This is a genomic window from Candidatus Clostridium eludens, assembly GCF_045310515.1.
GTDB lineage: Bacteria > Bacillota > Clostridia > Clostridiales > Clostridiaceae > Clostridium_B > Clostridium_B eludens.
Map to the genome: position 1 here is coordinate 1 of NZ_JBJHZX010000022.1, position 18,036 is coordinate 18,036.

The following is an 18,036-nucleotide window of genomic DNA, read 5'->3' on the forward strand; positions in this document are numbered from 1 at the left end:
GGAGTTTTTCTTTTTCCTACTCATAGCTATAAGCTTTCCGGAACCACAGGTAAAACCTGTGGTATTCTAAAATAAAATAAAAAACAGACCTCTACATGGGGCGAGGTCTGTTCGCGGTGCCACCCAAATTTTTTCTCAATTAAATAACGGCATATACCGATAAAGCCTACTAGAATTTCAGCTTATAACTCCAGGGCGAGTTCAAAATGTATTATTTATGGGTTCTCACCTAATCCCACTCTCTTTTAAAATAAATATCATATTTACTATTCCCTATCATAGTTTTTATATATAATGCATAATCTACAATGCACAATTTACAGATTGCTTATTTTTAAATATAAAAAACAGACTTCTCATGGGGCGAGAAGTCTGTCGCGGTACCACCCAAATTTTTTCTCAATCAAATAACGGCATTTGCCGGCACAGCTTACTATTATTTCAGCCTGCAACTCCAGAGTGAGTTCAATGTGTACTATTTATGGGTTCCCACCTTTTCCCAATCTCTTTAAAATATAACCACATTTACTAGTCTCTATCCTAGTCTTTATAATCAACTATACGTATGTAAGTATAGTATAAATTAAATTTACTGTCAATAGTTAAATAAATTTTGCTATAAGAAAAATTTATTTAGCCTTGATTTTAGCTCACTAGAAACCTGTTCTAATTCTCCCGTAAAGCTTTTAACATTCTCCATTTTTTCTTTTACTTCAAAAGTAGAAGCGGTTATTTCTTCTGAAGATGCAGCTATTTCTTCTGTAACTGAAAGTATAGAATCCATAGAAGAACTAACTATATCTTTGCTTTTATAAACCTCTTCTATCTGAGTCACATTCTTTTCAATTATCTGAGGCATATTTTCTATAAATTCAATTACCTTACCTAATGTCTGTTTTGTTTCATTTATAGTAGTAACTTGTGACTCTATAACTTTACTTGAGGTTTCTACACTATTTGCAGAAACATTCACTGTGTCTATGAGTTCTTTTATAAGTTCATTAATTTGTTTTACAGATTCAAATGTTTGATCAGATAATTCTTTAATTTGATCTGCCACTACAGCAAATCCCCGTCCAGCCTCTCCTGCCCTAGCAGATTCTATGGATGCATTTAAAGAGAGCAAATTTATTTCGTTTGAAATTCCCTCTATAGTCTCCACTATACTTACTATATCATTAGATTTGTTTAACAATTTTTTTATATTAATATTAGTTTCTTTAGAAGCTTCTATATTCTCTAAATTTTTATTCTCTAGCTCAGTAAGTATATTTACAATATTTGAATTTAACTTACTGGCCTGAAATGCTTCTTCCTTCATAATAATACTGTTTTCCTTTACCAAGTTTATATTTTTTGATAACATATTCATGCTTCCAAGACTATTTTGCATATCTTTTGCAGAGCTACTTATGGCAGAAGAAATTTGTTCCATGGCATCTTTTATGTTATTAGAGTTCTCAGCTGTAACTTCAGTAAAAGATCTTATACTAGTTACTTTTTCATCCAGAATGGCTGATGTCTGTTTTATTTTAATCAACACATTTCTTATTTCGTCTATCATTTGATTAAATATTTCTCCTATAATTCCTATTTCATCTTTATTCTTTACATCAATTTTTACAGACATATTACCTTCCGCTGCTATTTTCATAGAACCTATTATCTGGCTTAAAGGTTTCACTTTCTTTTTCATAAGTGACATCATAGCCAAAATGGAAATTAATATTATGACTATAGATATTATAACTATGCGTATTAAAATTTCATAAGCAGGTTTATAAAAATCTTCCTCATAGCATCCTACATTTATATACCAATCCCAAGGCTCAAAATAGGCTACAGCATTTATTTTAGGTTTTTCTTTAGTTTCTCCTGGGTTTTTCCAATTAAAATCTACTATTCCTCCATTTTGGGGATTTTTAGCTTCGTTTATTATACGCTCTGTCAATTTATTTCCATCAGAATCTGTAACATTTGATATATCCTCGCCTTCTTTATAAGGATGCATCATTTCAATTCCCTTGCTGTTAATGGCATACATATATGCCTGTATATTTAACTCCAGCCTTGAGTTAAGTCCCCTGGTCTTTCCATCAGATTGTTTTGGATTCAGCATTTCACTTTTAAATATCTCCTGAGCTTCTGACCTGGTAAGCTTTCTATCCTGCACTTGTTTTTCCAAAGCATCCATCATTGCAAGACCCATTTGAATTCTATTTTTTATGGCGGTTTCTCCTAACTGAGTTAGTTCTTTCTTTGCATAAAAAAAAGATACGCATCCTACAATAACTACAGAGAATACTATTAGAATAAAAAAACGTAAATAAGAGTAAAAAAAACTTTGACTTAGTTCATCATTTTTGGATTTGATTTTTTTCATAAATACCCCCCCTAAATAAAAATTCGTCCCCCTATGCAAATAATTTATTACCTAATATGTATTCGTAACACAAAGTTATTTCTCATACTATTATACCCTACAATAGTATGTAGTAACAACATAATTTTATTATAAACCCCTGATAGATATCTATCAGGGGTTTATAATAAAAGGAATGTCCACTAGCGGAATTACATTTATTACCGGCTCTTCATAGGGATGAACTTTTTTTATAGCACTTACAGCCTTATCTATTATTTTACTATTACAACAAAATTCTACTTTACATTCCTCTTCTTTACTAATCTCATTTACTTGGCCTTGAAAAGGATTTGCTCCAGCAAGAGGCCTCCAATATCCTGTAACCTTAGAAACAGACATACAATTGTCATAATTTCCTCCTATGCTAAGTGCTCCTATATCATTTAAACTCTCCCTTAATTTAGTCACATAATCTTCTGGTATAAAAGTTTCTATTTTAAAATTTTCATACTCCAAAAGTACCACCTCTTAAAATGAATATTATAGATTTTTATTGAAATTTTTTACTTAGAAAAACTTGCAAAAAAATTTTTAATAGCTTCTATAATCCTAGCAAAAAATCCTTTAGCTTCCTCAGATGATATACTTCCTTTTAATTGGCTTGCCACATTATTTAATTGATCTTTCAAATCAGAAAAATTCAAATTTAAACCATTTATCTTACTCATTAGTGAAACTATTTTATTTATATCTTCAGAGGTCAAATTTACATTATAATTGTTAACTACATTTTGAACTATAGTTTTTATTTCTCCTTCTGTTTTAGGATTTTCTTTAACTACCTCAGTTTTTATTTCATTTATTAAGCCAGCCGCCTGGTCTTTTCCTATCTTATCTCCTAAATTTCCCGTGGTTACCAATTCATCGTTGGCCACCTTTTTTGTTTCTTCACTGATTTTAGTGCCTCCGGTACTGTTTTCAAAACCTTTTAAAATACCTGTAAGGGCTGCAGTTCCAGATACATTAAAAGGGGCAGCTGCCTTAACATTAGCATTTTTTATTCCTGCAGTGATGAGGGCATTTTTTATCATACTACTGCTGACCCAATATATATTGTTTGTGGATACATTTAATCCTCCGCTGGAAGTCGGCTCCACATAAGCACAGGATATGGATTTAGTTCCTATTTGCTCACTGCTTGCCACATCTCCTAAATACTTTTTTTCCTCATCTATGTTTACTTCTATCACATTAGCTTCCTGCTTATTAACTTTAAAATATTCCATCATATCATTCTTTTGCTTGTCTGTAAGATCTCCTCCTAAAGTAACAACCTTATAGGCATCTGCATAGACTTTATTTACCCCCGGTAACAACACCATAGATAAAATCATAAATAATACTAATAATTTACTAGTAAATGCTCTAAACTTCATATTTAAAATCTCCTTTTTAATATACTAATAACTATAATATACTACATTTATTAATATAAAAAGTACTAAATTGTAAATATATAAAGCTTAATTAGGAAGACAGCATTTCTACTACTTTTACCAATCCTATATTTTTTTCAAGCAATCTTAAAAAGTTATATTTTGATTTATCGTAATTTTTAAATATTTCTAGTGCATTTTCCTTATCATTATAAACTTTCCAATAACCACAGCATATACATTTTTTTTCACCGCAGTTTATAAAATCCTCTACATCTCTAACAGGTATGCCTAAAAAAATTCCAATTTCATGAGGACAAGAATTATACTCATATCTATCCTTCAGAAGATTTAACTTATTAATCAAAGACATAGAACTAGAATATCCAAACTTGTTTAAAAACTCAGCATTGTCTTTATAACATAATACTTCAGATAACATTGATTCATTATAAAATAAAAGTATTATTATATTTTCTTTTTTATAAATTTCAAATACTTTTAAACTTATGTTTTCCAAATATTCATTTCCATATTTACACCACAAACTATACATATTTTTATATTTATTGGATATATTAATTATGGAAGATGGTTTGTATCCTGCAATGGTAGGCGATATTGCATAGGTTATAAGATTCATCATATACTCTTTTTCATCTGCACCGTAAATAGACTCAATAAATTCTTCATTTAAATTCTTCATATTCTACCAACTCCTTTAATATAATACTAGGATCCCAAGACAAAAATATACATTGTAATATATTTCAAACTTAGAATCCTGTAGGTATTATTATAATATCCAATTTTCAATTTGATTATTTAACCATTTTAAGGTATCTTAATTAGTTAATTATTTAAAAATGCCCGAAGATGCTTATTTGCTAGTTAGCTGCTTCCCGTCCAAAATTTTTGCATTCCTCTTCTGAAGTTCCTTCTGGCATCTCTTGTACAATTAATCCTTCATTTAATAGATTGGCACCATAGCCTTCCATTCTTTCTACCCAGTTTCTCATCCATTCGCCATCACCCCATCCATAGGATCCAAATAATCCTAGCTTTTTTCCAGACACAGCAGAGGCAGCAGACTCTACAAAAGGTTCCATTTCACTTTCTTCAATGACTTCTGCTCCCATAGCCGGAGAACCTAATAATACTACATCTGCACCTTTTACATCATCAACACTTGCCTCTGAAACATGCAAAAGTTTAACTTCCGCACCTTTTTCTTTAGCACCTTCTTCAATTAATTTAGCCATAGCCTCTGTATTTCCTGTGCCTGTCCAATAAATAATATTTACTTTACTCACTTTTATCATCTCCTAAAGCTCTTCATATAATTGATAATGAATTTCATTACCAATTATATAATATATCTCTTTATTTCAATTGTCAATAGTTCTAAAATTTAAACACCTGAAATAAAAACAGGTTCCTATGATAGTTACACCATCATAGGAACCTGTTAAAGAGTAGGATATACTTATATGATTATTCTAATTCCTTGATTAAATTAGCCATTTCTATAGCAGCCATAGCTCCGTCATAACCTTTATTTCCACTTTTAGTTCCTGCTCTTTCTATAGCTTGCTCTATATTATCTGTAGTAAGCACACTAAATATAACTGGAACATCACTTTCCAGTGAAACATGGGCTACACCTTTTGAAACTTCACTGGACACATAATCAAAATGAGGTGTTGATCCTCTAATTACAGCCCCTAAACATATAACTGCATCATATTTTCGTGAAAAGGCCATTTTCTTTGAGATCATAGGTATTTCAAATGCTCCTGGCACCCAGGTTATATCTATATTATCATCTTCTGCACCATGTCTTTTTAAACAATCTAAAGCTCCGGATAACAATTTTGATACTATAAATTCATTAAACCTTCCTACAACTATTCCGAATTTCAAGCCTCCGGCATTTAGCTTTCCTTCATAAACTTTCATCTTTTTAGTCTCCTTTAATATATTAATAATTTAAAATATGTCCCATTTTTTCCTGTTTTGTTTTAAGGTAGAAAGTATCATAGGCCGATGCCTTCATTTGGATTGGTACTCTTTCTGTAATATTTATACCATAACTAGATAACTGTTTCACCTTATCAGGATTATTTGTCATAAGACGTACATTTTCTACACCTAAATCTTTTAAAATTTGTGCAGCAGCATAATAATCTCTTAAATCATCTTCAAAACCCAGTGCAATATTTGCTTCAACAGTATCTAGTCCTTTATCTTGCAATGCATAAGCCTTTAATTTATTAATTATACCTATTCCCCGTCCTTCTTGATTCATATACAGAAGGATACCTCTTCCTTCTTCTTCAATTTGAGTCATAGCTCTTGCATATTGCTGCCCACAATCGCAGCGAACTGATCCAAAAGTATCTCCTGTCAAACATTCAGAATGTACCCTGCACAAAACTGAATTGCCTTTTGAAATATCACCTTTTACAAGTGCCACATGATGTTCTCCATTTATTTTGTCTACATATCCATAAGCTGTAAACTCCCCATATTTAGTTGGCAGCTTTGTATGTACTGCCTGTTCTATGAGTTTTTCTTTTTGTTTTCTATACTCCTGGAGAGCCTTGATTGTAATAAACTTCAGTTCATATTCTTTTGCAAATTCCATTAGCTCTGAAGTTCTCATCATAGTACCATCATCTCTCATTATTTCACAGCAAAGTCCACATTCTTTTAGATTCGCCAATTTCATCAAATCAACAGTAGCCTCTGTATGTCCATTACGTTCCAAAACTCCATATTCTTTTGCACGTAACGGAAACATATGACCTGGTCTTCGGAAGTCCTCTGGTTTAGCATCTTCTTCTACACATTTTAGCGCAGTTATAGATCGTTCCGCAGCTGAAATACCTGTAGTTGTGCTTATATGGTCAATGGACACCGTAAACGCTGTTTCATGGTTATCTGTATTATTTGAAACCATTTGTGAAAGGTTTAATTTAGAAATCATTTTACTACTCATAGGCATGCAGATAAGTCCTTTTGCATATGTTGCCATAAAATTTACATTTTCCTGGGTGGCAAATTCTGCAGCACAAATTAAATCTCCCTCATTTTCCCTGTCTTCATCATCAGTTACCAGAATCATTTTGCCCTTTTTAAGATCTTCTAAAGCTTCTTCAATGCTACTAAATTTGTTATTCATATATTTCAACTCCTCTTTAATATTAATAATTACAAAACTTATCTACATTCTATTAATTATGTTAACTCGGTGAAGACACCAATTCTATTTCCTAGTTTTTTGTTTACACAAAGCCATATTCCCTTAATAATTCTTCTGTTACATTAGAACTCTCAGCAGGCTTTTCATCTCGTCTTAAAATAAGATTTTCAATATACTTGCCTATCAAATCACACTCTATATTTATCTCATCGCCTGGGCTCTTATATTGTAAAATAGTTTGTGCTTTAGTATGTGGGATTAGCGATACACTAATACACTCTTTACCCACTTCTGCTATGGTAAGGCTTACTCCATCCAAAGTTACAGAGCCTTTTGAAACCATGTATTTTAGTAATTCCAAAGGAGGCTGTAAAGTTAGCCAGGTAGCTATATCTTCTTTCTTTATATCTACCACTTTGCAAATTCCATCTATATGTCCTGTTACTATATGTCCTCCCAGTCTTTCCCCTACCTTAACTGCTCTTTCTAAATTTACGCTACTGTTTCTTTTTAAAAATTTCAAATTACTTTTTCTTAAAGTCTCAGCCATTACATCTACTGTAAAGAAGCTTCCGGTAAAATTTGTTACCGTAAGACAGGCTCCATTTACAGCTATGCTGTCTCCTAATTTAACTTCTTCTAAAACTTTTTTAGAAGAAATAGATATTTTAGAAGAATTTTCTCCACTTTTTATTTCCAATACTCGCCCAATTTCTTCCACTAATCCGGTAAACAAACATTTTACCCCCTCTATTTTTACATTTATATTAAAATTATTTTTCTACATATCCTTGAATTAAAATATCCTCTCCTGATTTTGAAAAATTAATATTTTTTAATTTCACTGCCTTATTTAAATCTTCAACTCCCTTTCCCTCTACGGAAGTTTTTGCATTTAGTCCTCCTATAATTTTAGGAGCCATAAAATAAACAACTTTATCTACAACTTGGGAGTCTAAGGCTGAAAAATTCAGTGTACCCCCACCTTCTATAAGCAAACTATCTATTCCTAGATTACCTAATTTTTTTATTAAATACTTTAAGTCTATATATCCAGATTCATCTTTAGGACAAACCTCTACATCTATTCCCATACTTTCAATTTCACGTCTTCTTGTTATATTATGTTCCTCTGTACAGGCTATTATAATTCTCCTGTGGTTAAGTGTATTAAAAATCTTACAGTTTGGAGGTATTCTAAGTTTAGAATCTAAAATTACAGCTGTAGGACTCTTGCATTTTTTTTCAAGCCTTGTAGTTAAAAGAGGATCATCCAAAAGTATAGTACCTATACCTACCGCAATTGCCATAACCCTGTTTCTTATATGATGAACAAAATTTCTGGATTCCTCACAAGTTATCCACTTTGATTCTCCCGTAACAGTTGCTATCTTTCCATCCAGAGTTACTGCAGATTTTAATATGACAAAAGGTAGTTTTTCAGTAATATATTTTATAAATATTTCATTTACAGCCAGTGCCTCTTTTTCTAAAACATCTGTAACTACTTCTATTCCTTTATTTCTCAAAAGCTCTATGCCTCTGCCTGAAACCAGCGGATTGGGATCCTTTAATGCAATTACTACTTTTTTTATTCCTGAATTTGCTATAGCTTCCACACAAGGTGGAGTTTTTCCATAATGGGAACAAGGTTCTAATGTTACGTACATGTCTGCATTTACAGCTTTTTCTCCTGCTTCTCTTAATGCATACACCTCAGCATGTGGTCCTCCGTAAAATTCATGGTAACCTTTACCCACTATTTTGCCTTCTTTTACTATAACAGCTCCTACTTGAGGATTTGGATTTACAAATCCTTCTCCTTTTAAAGCTAAGTCCAAAGCCATCTTCATATAATATTCATCTCTGTTGTCATGACTCATAGAATTCCTCCTATCCCAAAAGAACATTATTACTTTTATTGTAAATTTTACAAATAAAAATATAAAAGCTGGGCTTATTTTTATCCATACTTAACTACATGCTTAATTTAACTTTTCAGTTCAAAAATCCCCCGAAGAAAACCTTCAGGGGATGAATAAACACAATAAAAACAACTAAGTACATACAAAATTACATACTACAAAAATGCTCCACTTTCTCCATCCAGACTTTTACTGTCGGTACTGGAATCCAACCAGTTCCTGCTGATACTCAGCTCGCGGACTATAACCGCCGATCGGGAATTTCACCCTGCCCCGAAAGCATGTTATTAAGTTTTAACTACAACTCTAATATATACTTCTTTTTTTCACTTGTCAATAAAAACTTTAAAAAAATTGTAATCTATATTACAGCTTTATTGAATTTAATGGCTGATAATGTAAAATTTCATATTTTTAACTGACAATGATTTAAGATTCTACTATGGTAACATACTTTGCCCCTGAAATTTCATCTGGATAGGTAGTTACAGTAATTTCATCTGAAATATTATACTTCCTGCATATTGTATTCAAAATCTGTGATATATTATACTTACTTGAATCATAATTCAATATTTTCACACTTACAGACTTTTCTCCCTGTGATAATGCCTCTTCTACTGCACTATAAAAATCATTATAGTTATCAGCAACTTTTATATCATTACCATAAACGTCTTTCTCGGTTACATTAAGGTTATCAAAACTATATTTGGTGCTAGTACACTCAGGATAATCATCCCTATCCCACCTATGATCTTTAGCAATCTGATCATCGGTTATGTTAAAATAGGAGTGAGAAAGCGTATCTGAACCATCACTTGTAACAGGATCATCCCAAGTAGAATCTAGCTGGTAATACTCCCCTTGTATTTTTACTATATTCCATGCATGTCCAATCCATTCATTGCCATCATTTGCATCTCCTATTACCATCCTACACTCTACACCTGCTGCTATAAGCAGTCTATCCATAGCATCTGCATAGCCCTGGCACACTCCGACTCCATTCATCAAGACCCCATAAGCCGTATAGGAATCTTCTGGCATATTACCTGTATATGCTCTTTCATCATATTTAGTATTATTAACTACATAGTCATGAAGTGCCAGTTCCTTTTCATAATCTTTCATATCAGAAGTAATTAGAGTACTGATTATTTTATCAACCTTTTCCTGCACAGCCTCTTCTTTCTTTATTAAATTTTCCTTTGTATCTATGTATTTGAAATTTATAGTAACTTTTACAGGACTCGTATATTCAATATTGCTTGCTGCGCTTAAATATCTTGCCCTTAGATCAGGATAATCAATTAATATTTTGTTTATAACATCCAAACTATATGTGTCTTTATCATAACTGCCTATATTTAAAATTAAAGTATCTTCATAGTTATCTAATGCACTTTTTATGGCATCATAGTATTGTGAATAGCTTTCTATGTCAGCTGGACTCTGGGAACTATTTTTCTCCACTGTGAAATTATATTTTACTCCTTGGGTTAATTCCTTACCGTCAATAGATTTTAAGCTGCTATCTACCACTAAAACATAGTCTTTCCCTTCTACGTATGAACTTACTGGAGAAACCTGTACTGTGTTTGAGGAAGTATTTATAATATTAACTTCTAAAGGTGTACTAGTGTCCTGTTCATATATTTTTATAGAATTTTTTGCAGAGTCTAAATCAACATCTCTATTAAAAGTAATAGTCCAAATTTTATTACTGCTTACAGCAGAAATACTACTATTGTTCCAAATTCTATATTCTCCTGCAGCATAACAACTTTCACCGGAGAATAGTAAAATAACTACCATACCTGTTATCATAAACTTACATATCTTTTTAAACACTTTATCACCTCCATATAATATTTAGACATCTTAAAAATCTTTTTAATAATTAACTTAAAATAACTATATTATAATTGTGTTACAAATCAATTAACATTTTTAATCATTTTTATTAACATATTTCATATTTTTAAAAACCCTCACAGTCATTACGCATATTCGACTTGTTAATTTTAAGATACCTTATTCAATTATTAATTATCTGATTAAAATACATGTTGTAATATATTCCTTTTCTTCTCATTAGCTCATTATGATCTCCAGCTTCTGCGATTGTTCCTCCATCTATTACCATTATAATGTCTGAATCTCTAATGGTACTTAGTCTGTGGGCAATTATAAAACTGGTTCTTCTCCATATAAGTTTACGCATGGCTTCTTGTATTTTAAGCTCTGTTCTGGTATCCACATTGCTTGTAGCTTCATCCAAAATGAGTATGGAAGGCTCTGAAAGTATGGCTCTTGCTATAGCTATAAGCTGCCTCTCTCCCTGGCTTAAATTGCTTCCTCCTTCCTGAAGCATAGTATCATATTTATGAGGAAATTTTTCAATAAACTGATCTGCACCTGCTGCCTCTGCTGCCTCTTTAACCTGTGAAAAATCCGCATTTAATCTGCCATATTTAATATTTTCAAGTATTGTACCTGTAAAAAGATAGGTATCCTGAAGAACTATGCCAAAACACTTTCTAAGACTATCTCTTGTATAATTCCTTATGTCTATTCCATCAATTAAAATTTTTCCACTGGACACATCATAAAACCTGGCAAGCAAGTTTACAATAGTTGTTTTTCCCGCTCCTGTAGGTCCAACAAGGGCAACACTTGTACCCTGATTAATCTTAAAGCTTATGTTATTTAATATTGGAACGTCCTTTCTATAACTAAAATTTACATTTTCAAAATCAACCTGACCTCTTGTATTTTCAAGAGTTATAGCTTCAGTATTATCCTCCATCTCCTCTCTTTCATCCAATATATCAAATACTCTCTCGGCACCGGCAACAGCAGACTGAAGTGTATTAAATATGCTGGCTATATCATTTAATGGTCTTGCAAATTGTCTGGAATAACTTAAAAAACTAGCTATAATTCCCACAGTTATAATATCTTTTACAGCCAAGATCCCCCCCACACCAGCTACAGCAGCAAAACCTATGTTATTTATTACATTCATAATAGGCATCAAAAATCCAGACCAAATTTGAGCTTTCAATCCTACCTGATTTAGATTGCCATTTATTTCTTTAAATTCTTCTATGGCCTTCTGTTCATGATTAAAAGCCTTTACCACATGAATACCTGATATATTCTCCTCTATATGTCCATTGAGTTTTCCAAGCTCTACCTGCTGCCTTTTAAACAATACGCTGGTATTCTTTGCTATACTTTTAGTAAGAAAAAATACCATAGGCACTGTAATAAGGCTTACAAAAGTCAAAATAGGACTTAAGATGAGCATCATAATAAAAGATCCTAAAACTGTCACTACTGCTGACATAAGCTGAGTAGTGGATTGTGATATGGTAGAGCTTACATTTTCTATATCATTAGTTAACCTACTCATTATCTCTCCGTGAGTATTGGTGTCAAAAAAAGAAATGGGCAATTTTTGAAGTTTGTCAAATAGACTTCTTCTAAGATTCATCACTATTTTCTGAGCAGTACCAGCCATAAGCCACCCTTGAAAGAAAGTCAAAATTCCATCTAATATATATGTAACTAAAAGTAATATAACCATTACAGACAATAGATTAAAATCCACTTTTCCCTTTAATTCTGACATAGCATCAATAGATTTTCCTATAAGGTAGGGTCCTAGAAGGCCTATAATAGAATCTATTATTACAAACATAAATATTATGACTAAAAGTCTTCTTTCACTTCCGAAATACTTCCAAAGTCTAAATAAGGTCTTCTTAAAATTTTTTGGTTTTTCCACAGGACCGATACTTCCTCTTCCTCTTACTCCTCTTCTCGGTCCCAGAGGCATTTTTATATCACTCTTATTATATTTGTCCCTCTCACCCATATATTAAATTACCTCCTTTCCAACTTGAGACAAGAAAATATCTCTATAAACCTCACAGTTTTTCATAAGCTGTCCATGCTTTCCCATCCCCACCAATTTCCCTTCATCCAGCACAATTATATTGTCTGCAGATATTACAGATGATATTTTCTGGGCAATTATTATGCAAGTCAAATTACTTGAATACTTTTTAAGTTTTTCTCTTATCTTAACTTCCGTTGCTGCATCTACAGCACTTGTACAATCATCAAGTATAAGTATTTCAGGTTTTTTAATTAATGCACGAGCTATGGAAACTCGCTGTTTTTGACCTCCTGAAAAATTGACTCCTCCCTGTCCAAGTCTTGTATTGTATTGTTCCGGGAAGCTAGATATAAACTCATCCGCTTCTGCAACTTCAGCTGCCTTTTTTACCTCTTCCAGTAAAGCATTCTCTTTGCCCCATCTTATATTTTCCAGAACACTTCCTGTAAACAGCATTGTCTTCTGGGGTACAAGGGCTATTTTTTCTCTTAAAATTTTCTTATTTATATCCTTTACATCTACTCCATCAACCTTTACTCTTCCAGAGGTTGCATCATAAAATCCTGGAATTAAGTTTACAAGGCTGCTTTTACCTGAACCTGTGGCTCCAATAATTCCCAAGGTTTCCCCTGGCATACAAGTAAAGCTAATATCACAAATAACCTGATGGCCATTTGCATAGGAAAAGCTCACATCTTCAAAATCTATTCTTCCACTTTGTTTTAAGTTTGAAATACCTTCATTAAAGTTAATACTACTTTTTTCCTCAATTATTTCAAAAATACGTATTGCAGAAGCTTTAGATCTTACAAACATATTAAAAACTGCAGATATCATCATAATTGAATATAATATTTGAGTCATATAATTTGTGAATGCAATTATTTGTCCTACTTGCATACTGCCACTGTTGACATATTTTCCTCCAATCCACAAAACACATACTATTCCTATATTTATAACTAAACTTCTAGTAGGAGAAAATATTGCCATTACACGCATTGCAATGACCGATAGCCTTCCTAATTCCTCATTTGCACCTTTAAACCTTTCACTTTCATAATTAAATCTATTGAAAGCTTTTACCACCCTTACACCGGACAAATACTCCCTCATTACAGAATTCACTCTATCTAAAGCTATCTGAACCTTCATAAAATATGGGTATCCTATATTCATATTCAAAAATATAAATACAGCTACAATTGGTATTATAATAAAAAGTATTATTGCAAGATGTAAATCAAGCCTTGATGCCATGATAATACTTCCAATACACACAAGAGGTGACTTTACAAATATTCTCATAAGTCCATTAACAAAATTTTGAACTTGAGTTACATCGTTGGTAAGACGTGTTATAAGAGAACTGCTTTCGAATTTATCAATGCTGTCAAAAGAAAAACTTTGAATCTTTTCAAATAAATCTGCTCTCAGTTCTGCACTAAATTTTTGAGACACCCTTCCAGACAATATATTACGTCCTGAAGCTCCCATTGCTCCCACGGCCGTAACCAGAAGCATTATCAATCCTTTTTGAATTACATAATCCATCTGTTTGTTTGCCACACCTATATCAACTATTTTGGACATTATAGTAGGCTGCATTAAATCGCATAATGCCTCAATAGAAAGAAAAAATATAGCAAGACAAAATCCTTTCCAGTACTTATTTATATATTTTTTCATAAATTTCAAATATATACACTCCCAAAATTCATTCTATTTATTAATAATATTATTTTTAGAAAATAAATTCAAATATAAAAATTCTTTTTAATGCACGATTAAGAAATCTATTTGAGCCATATCTACAAATTGTCCACTTAATCAAATAAAAAACTTCCTATAGAAAAACTATAGAAAGTTATTTTATATTATTAATAATTCTCTTAGGATATGACAATATCTACTGGAATTCTTTAATTTCATCTATATATGATTATATAACCAATTGTGTAAGTCTTTCATCACCTCATTTCTATTTACTTCTCTAAGCATCTCATGTCGTCCATTTTCATATATTTTATAAGTGGCATCTTCAATTCCATATTGTTTATATATTTTAAACAGTTCCTTTATACCCCTGCCATTATCTCCAAAAGGATCTTTGCTCCCTGATATTGAAAATATAGGTAAGTTTTTAGGTATTTTTTCAATAACCCTAGGTTTATGTATATCCTTTAAAGCATTAAATAAATCATCAAAATAGCCCGCTTTATACTCTATTGCAGCATAAGGAGAACTTAGTGTATTTTCAAGCATATCAACATCACTTGTTAGCCAATCATATTCCGTCTTGGGAGGCTGAAATTCATCATTAAAATGTTCAAAAAATGCATTGGAAGCTTCAGTACTTACAGACTTTCTTCCAACTTTCCTCACTTCCCTGTTTGATATTTCAGTCAATTTTATTATCTTCTTTATATGAATTGGGCCGGTAGTACCAGAATATATGATTCCATTTACTTCATCACCATATTTATATGCATATATCTGAGCCAAAACTGACCCTAAGCTGTGACCTAAAAGAAAATTTGGCAATCCCGGGTTTTCTGCCTTGATAATATCCGTTAATATTTTAATATCTTCAACCATCCAATTTATTCCGTCTTCTCCCATGTATCCTGCATTTTCCATATAAGAAGGTTCATTTATATCTCCTGCTGTTCTGCCATGTCCACGTGCCTCATTAATATATACTATAAAACCTGCTTTAGCCATCTCTTCACTAAATTCTCTATAATAATCAGTAGTTTCTCCCATACCATGAGCTATTTGTATTACACCATATATTTTCTGATTTTCAGTCGGACACCATTTTTCAGTAAAAAAATTTATATCTTGAGAATCCTTATAGAAAAACGTGTCAGACTTATATGCTGCATTTGTACTCACACATTACTCCTCCTTTATATTTTCTAGATTTGCTATTTATTTTATATATCTAAAGCCTGCTCAAAATCTGCTATTATGTCTTTAATATCTTCAATCCCCACAGACACTCTAATCAATTCAGGCGTTACCCCTGCCGCCCTTTGTTGTTCCTCTGATAATGCCAAATGAGTTGTACTTGCAGGATGAATTACATATGTTCTTACATCACCTAAATTAACAACTATAGAAGCTAATTTCAACTTTTCACCTACAGCTTTTGCCGCCTCAATTCCTCCTTTCACACCAAAAGTCAGAATCCCGCTTCCTCCACCTTTCAAATATTTCTTAGCCCTTTCATATTCTGGATCTGATTCTAAATAAGGATATCTCACCCATTCAATTCTAGGATGCTGCAGGAGATATTTAGCTAAACTTAAAGCATTATATGAATGCCTTTCCATTCTTAAATGTAATGTTTCTAATCCTAAATTTGTTAAAAATGCATTAAATGGAGCTGGTGCCGCACCAAATTCTTCTACTAGATTAGTTCTCAACTTTCCTGAAAAAGCACGTTTTCCAAATGCATCAACAAATACCAAAACTGCTGGCCCAGTTGGGGTTGTATAATCTGGAAATTTTCCATTTGCCCAATTAAAGTTTCCACCATCAATAATTATTCCTCCTAGTGACACTGCATGTCCATCCGAATATTTAGTAGTAGAGTGAACAACTATATTTGCTCCATATTCAAAGGGACTTGTTAAATAGGGTGTTGCTATAGTATTATCAACAATAAATGGTATATCTAGTTTTCTTGCTATAGAAGAAAATTTATGAAAATCTAGTACATTAAGTCCTGGATTTCCTATAGTTTCACCAAATATTAGTTTAGTATTTTCCTTTTTTACTGCTAAAATTTCTTCTTCAGAAGCTGCTGGCTCTACAAAAGAAACATTAATACCCAATTTAGGGATAATTGTATTAAAAAGATTGTATGTACCTCCATACAGATTTGAACTTGCAATAATGTGATCTCCTGCATTAGCAATGTTTATTATAGAATAAACTACTGCGGATTGTCCTGATGCGGTGGCAATTGCTTCAACCCCCCCTTGTAGTTCTATATATTTTTTTTCAAGGGCTGTTACTGTTGGATTTCCTATTCTTGTATACAAATATCCCCCTGTTTTCAGTGCTTCTACATCTGCACTCACTGCTGCTACCTTTGCTACTTCATCAAAACTATCATATTTATATGATGTACTTTGAATTATGGGTACCACTCTTGGATTACCTGAATTAGGTGAATACCCTCCTTGCACTGCTTTTGTTCCTATTCCAAATTTTTCACTCATAAAAAATCCTCCTTTTGGTAATTTGGGCATACTTTCATAATAATTATATAGATATATATGTAATGAAATAATTTTTAAATTTAGTGGGATAAATAAAGAGGTCAAAGCTCATATACTATAGAGATTATGCACTAAAAACTCTATAATAAGTAAACCTTGACCTCTAGTTTGTCTAGTTAATCAAATAAAAAAACTTTCTATAAGAGAAACTACAGAAAGTTACATTCCTTACGTTTCTCATCTTTCAGGTTTCACCTGCTGGAATTAGCACCATTGAATATATTTATAAATACACTCAGGTTGCCGAGCATCATAGGGCCAGTCCCTCCGCTACTCTTGATAAGAAATTTCATTTTAAATTTTTACAACTGACACATATAACAATTGATTTACATATAATCATATAATTTCTAAATTATTTTGTCAATAGTAAATTAATTTTCAAAATGAATTTTGATTTTAAATAATGCAAAAATCAAAATTATGTTGTATAATTATCTAAAAATGGCTTATTATATTATGTAAACTTATATTATTATGAAGTTTTACTTACAGAGGTGGTAAATTTGAATAAATTTTTAGATAGAATTTCTTATTACTTTAAAGACAGCTACGGTATTGATACACTTTCTAAACATCTTTATATTGCAGGACTTGTACTTTTTCTTCTTAGACCTGCCTATACATTAGGTTTTGTGTTTATTATATACAGCAGCTGGAGATGTCTCTCAAAAAATAAATACAAAAGATACAGGGAACTCCAAGCTTACGAAAATTTTATTTCACCCATAATTTATAGATTTAAGGGATTTGGAAATTCAATGAATCAAAATAAATACTATAAAATATTTAAGTGTCCAAATTGTAAGCAAAAATTAAGAGTACCAAAAAAGAAAGGAAGAATAACTATAACCTGCAAAAACTGCGGAACTTCATTTAAAGGCAAATCTTAACTAGTGCTGA

The 18,036-nt window shown here is 32.0% G+C and carries 15 protein-coding genes, 2 riboswitches and 2 other annotated features; of the genes, 1 reads left to right on the forward strand and 14 read right to left on the reverse strand.

Annotated features, from left to right (window positions below; all coding sequences use genetic code 11):
* Positions 1 to 93 precede the first annotated feature (93 nt).
* Positions 94 to 289, reverse strand: a binding site (T-box leader).
* 67 nt (positions 290 to 356) lie between these two features.
* Positions 357 to 551 (reverse strand) — a binding site (T-box leader).
* A gap of 65 nt (positions 552 to 616) precedes the next feature.
* The 14 genes from ACJDU8_RS14645 to ACJDU8_RS14710 all read right to left on the reverse strand — a co-directional run bounded on the left by ACJDU8_RS14645 (position 617) and on the right by ACJDU8_RS14710 (position 17,073).
* A complete protein-coding gene (locus tag ACJDU8_RS14645) occupies positions 617 to 2,383 on the reverse strand; it encodes a methyl-accepting chemotaxis protein (protein ID WP_406792893.1) in 1,767 nt (588 codons plus the stop codon).
* A 153-nt stretch (positions 2,384 to 2,536) separates the two neighbouring features.
* Entirely contained in the window at positions 2,537 to 2,881 is a 345-nt protein-coding gene (locus tag ACJDU8_RS14650) for a YqfO family protein (RefSeq protein WP_406792894.1), read from the reverse strand.
* Positions 2,882 to 2,928: 47 nt separating this feature from the next.
* Entirely contained in the window at positions 2,929 to 3,801 is an 873-nt protein-coding gene (locus tag ACJDU8_RS14655; protein ID WP_406792895.1) for a DUF1002 domain-containing protein, read from the reverse strand.
* A gap of 91 nt (positions 3,802 to 3,892) precedes the next feature.
* Positions 3,893 to 4,507: a DUF3793 family protein gene (locus tag ACJDU8_RS14660; protein ID WP_406792896.1), complete on the reverse strand. Its 615-nt coding sequence runs from the start codon at positions 4,505 to 4,507 to the stop codon at positions 3,893 to 3,895.
* Between the two features lie 181 nt (positions 4,508 to 4,688).
* A complete protein-coding gene (locus ACJDU8_RS14665) occupies positions 4,689 to 5,114 on the reverse strand; it encodes a flavodoxin (protein ID WP_406792897.1) in 426 nt (141 codons plus the stop codon).
* A gap of 181 nt (positions 5,115 to 5,295) precedes the next feature.
* Entirely contained in the window at positions 5,296 to 5,760 is a 465-nt protein-coding gene (ribH, locus tag ACJDU8_RS14670; RefSeq protein WP_406792898.1) for a 6,7-dimethyl-8-ribityllumazine synthase, read from the reverse strand.
* 22 nt (positions 5,761 to 5,782) lie between these two features.
* Positions 5,783 to 6,985, reverse strand: coding sequence for a bifunctional 3,4-dihydroxy-2-butanone-4-phosphate synthase/GTP cyclohydrolase II (locus ACJDU8_RS14675; protein WP_406792899.1), 1,203 nt, complete (start codon positions 6,983 to 6,985; stop codon positions 5,783 to 5,785).
* 103 nt (positions 6,986 to 7,088) lie between these two features.
* On the reverse strand, positions 7,089 to 7,742 hold the full coding sequence (locus ACJDU8_RS14680; protein WP_406792900.1) for a riboflavin synthase: 654 nt from the start codon (positions 7,740 to 7,742) through the stop codon (positions 7,089 to 7,091).
* Positions 7,743 to 7,779: 37 nt separating this feature from the next.
* Entirely contained in the window at positions 7,780 to 8,889 is a 1,110-nt protein-coding gene (gene ribD / locus ACJDU8_RS14685) for a bifunctional diaminohydroxyphosphoribosylaminopyrimidine deaminase/5-amino-6-(5-phosphoribosylamino)uracil reductase RibD (RefSeq protein ID WP_406792901.1), read from the reverse strand.
* A gap of 208 nt (positions 8,890 to 9,097) precedes the next feature.
* A riboswitch (FMN riboswitch) is annotated at positions 9,098 to 9,216 on the reverse strand.
* A gap of 144 nt (positions 9,217 to 9,360) precedes the next feature.
* A complete protein-coding gene (locus ACJDU8_RS14690) occupies positions 9,361 to 10,785 on the reverse strand; it encodes a transglutaminase domain-containing protein (RefSeq protein WP_406792902.1) in 1,425 nt (474 codons plus the stop codon).
* A 187-nt stretch (positions 10,786 to 10,972) separates the two neighbouring features.
* A complete protein-coding gene (locus ACJDU8_RS14695; RefSeq protein ID WP_406792903.1) occupies positions 10,973 to 12,817 on the reverse strand; it encodes an ABC transporter ATP-binding protein in 1,845 nt (614 codons plus the stop codon).
* A gap of 3 nt (positions 12,818 to 12,820) precedes the next feature.
* Positions 12,821 to 14,539, reverse strand: a complete 1,719-nt coding sequence (locus ACJDU8_RS14700) for an ABC transporter ATP-binding protein (protein ID WP_406792904.1) — start codon at positions 14,537 to 14,539, stop codon at positions 12,821 to 12,823.
* A gap of 234 nt (positions 14,540 to 14,773) precedes the next feature.
* Positions 14,774 to 15,739 (reverse strand): alpha/beta fold hydrolase, encoded by a 966-nt coding sequence (locus ACJDU8_RS14705; protein WP_406792905.1) that lies wholly within the window; start codon positions 15,737 to 15,739, stop codon positions 14,774 to 14,776.
* Between the two features lie 41 nt (positions 15,740 to 15,780).
* Positions 15,781 to 17,073 carry an O-acetylhomoserine aminocarboxypropyltransferase/cysteine synthase family protein gene (locus ACJDU8_RS14710; protein WP_406792906.1) on the reverse strand — a complete coding sequence of 431 codons (1,293 nt, stop codon included), beginning with the start codon at positions 17,071 to 17,073 and terminating at the stop codon, positions 15,781 to 15,783.
* 234 nt (positions 17,074 to 17,307) lie between these two features.
* Positions 17,308 to 17,419: riboswitch (SAM riboswitch) on the reverse strand.
* Positions 17,420 to 17,639: 220 nt separating this feature from the next.
* Between ACJDU8_RS14710 and ACJDU8_RS14715 the strand changes: the two genes are divergently transcribed.
* Positions 17,640 to 18,026: a hypothetical protein gene (locus tag ACJDU8_RS14715; RefSeq protein ID WP_406792907.1), complete on the forward strand. Its 387-nt coding sequence runs from the start codon at positions 17,640 to 17,642 to the stop codon at positions 18,024 to 18,026.
* Positions 18,027 to 18,036: the final 10 nt, after the last annotated feature.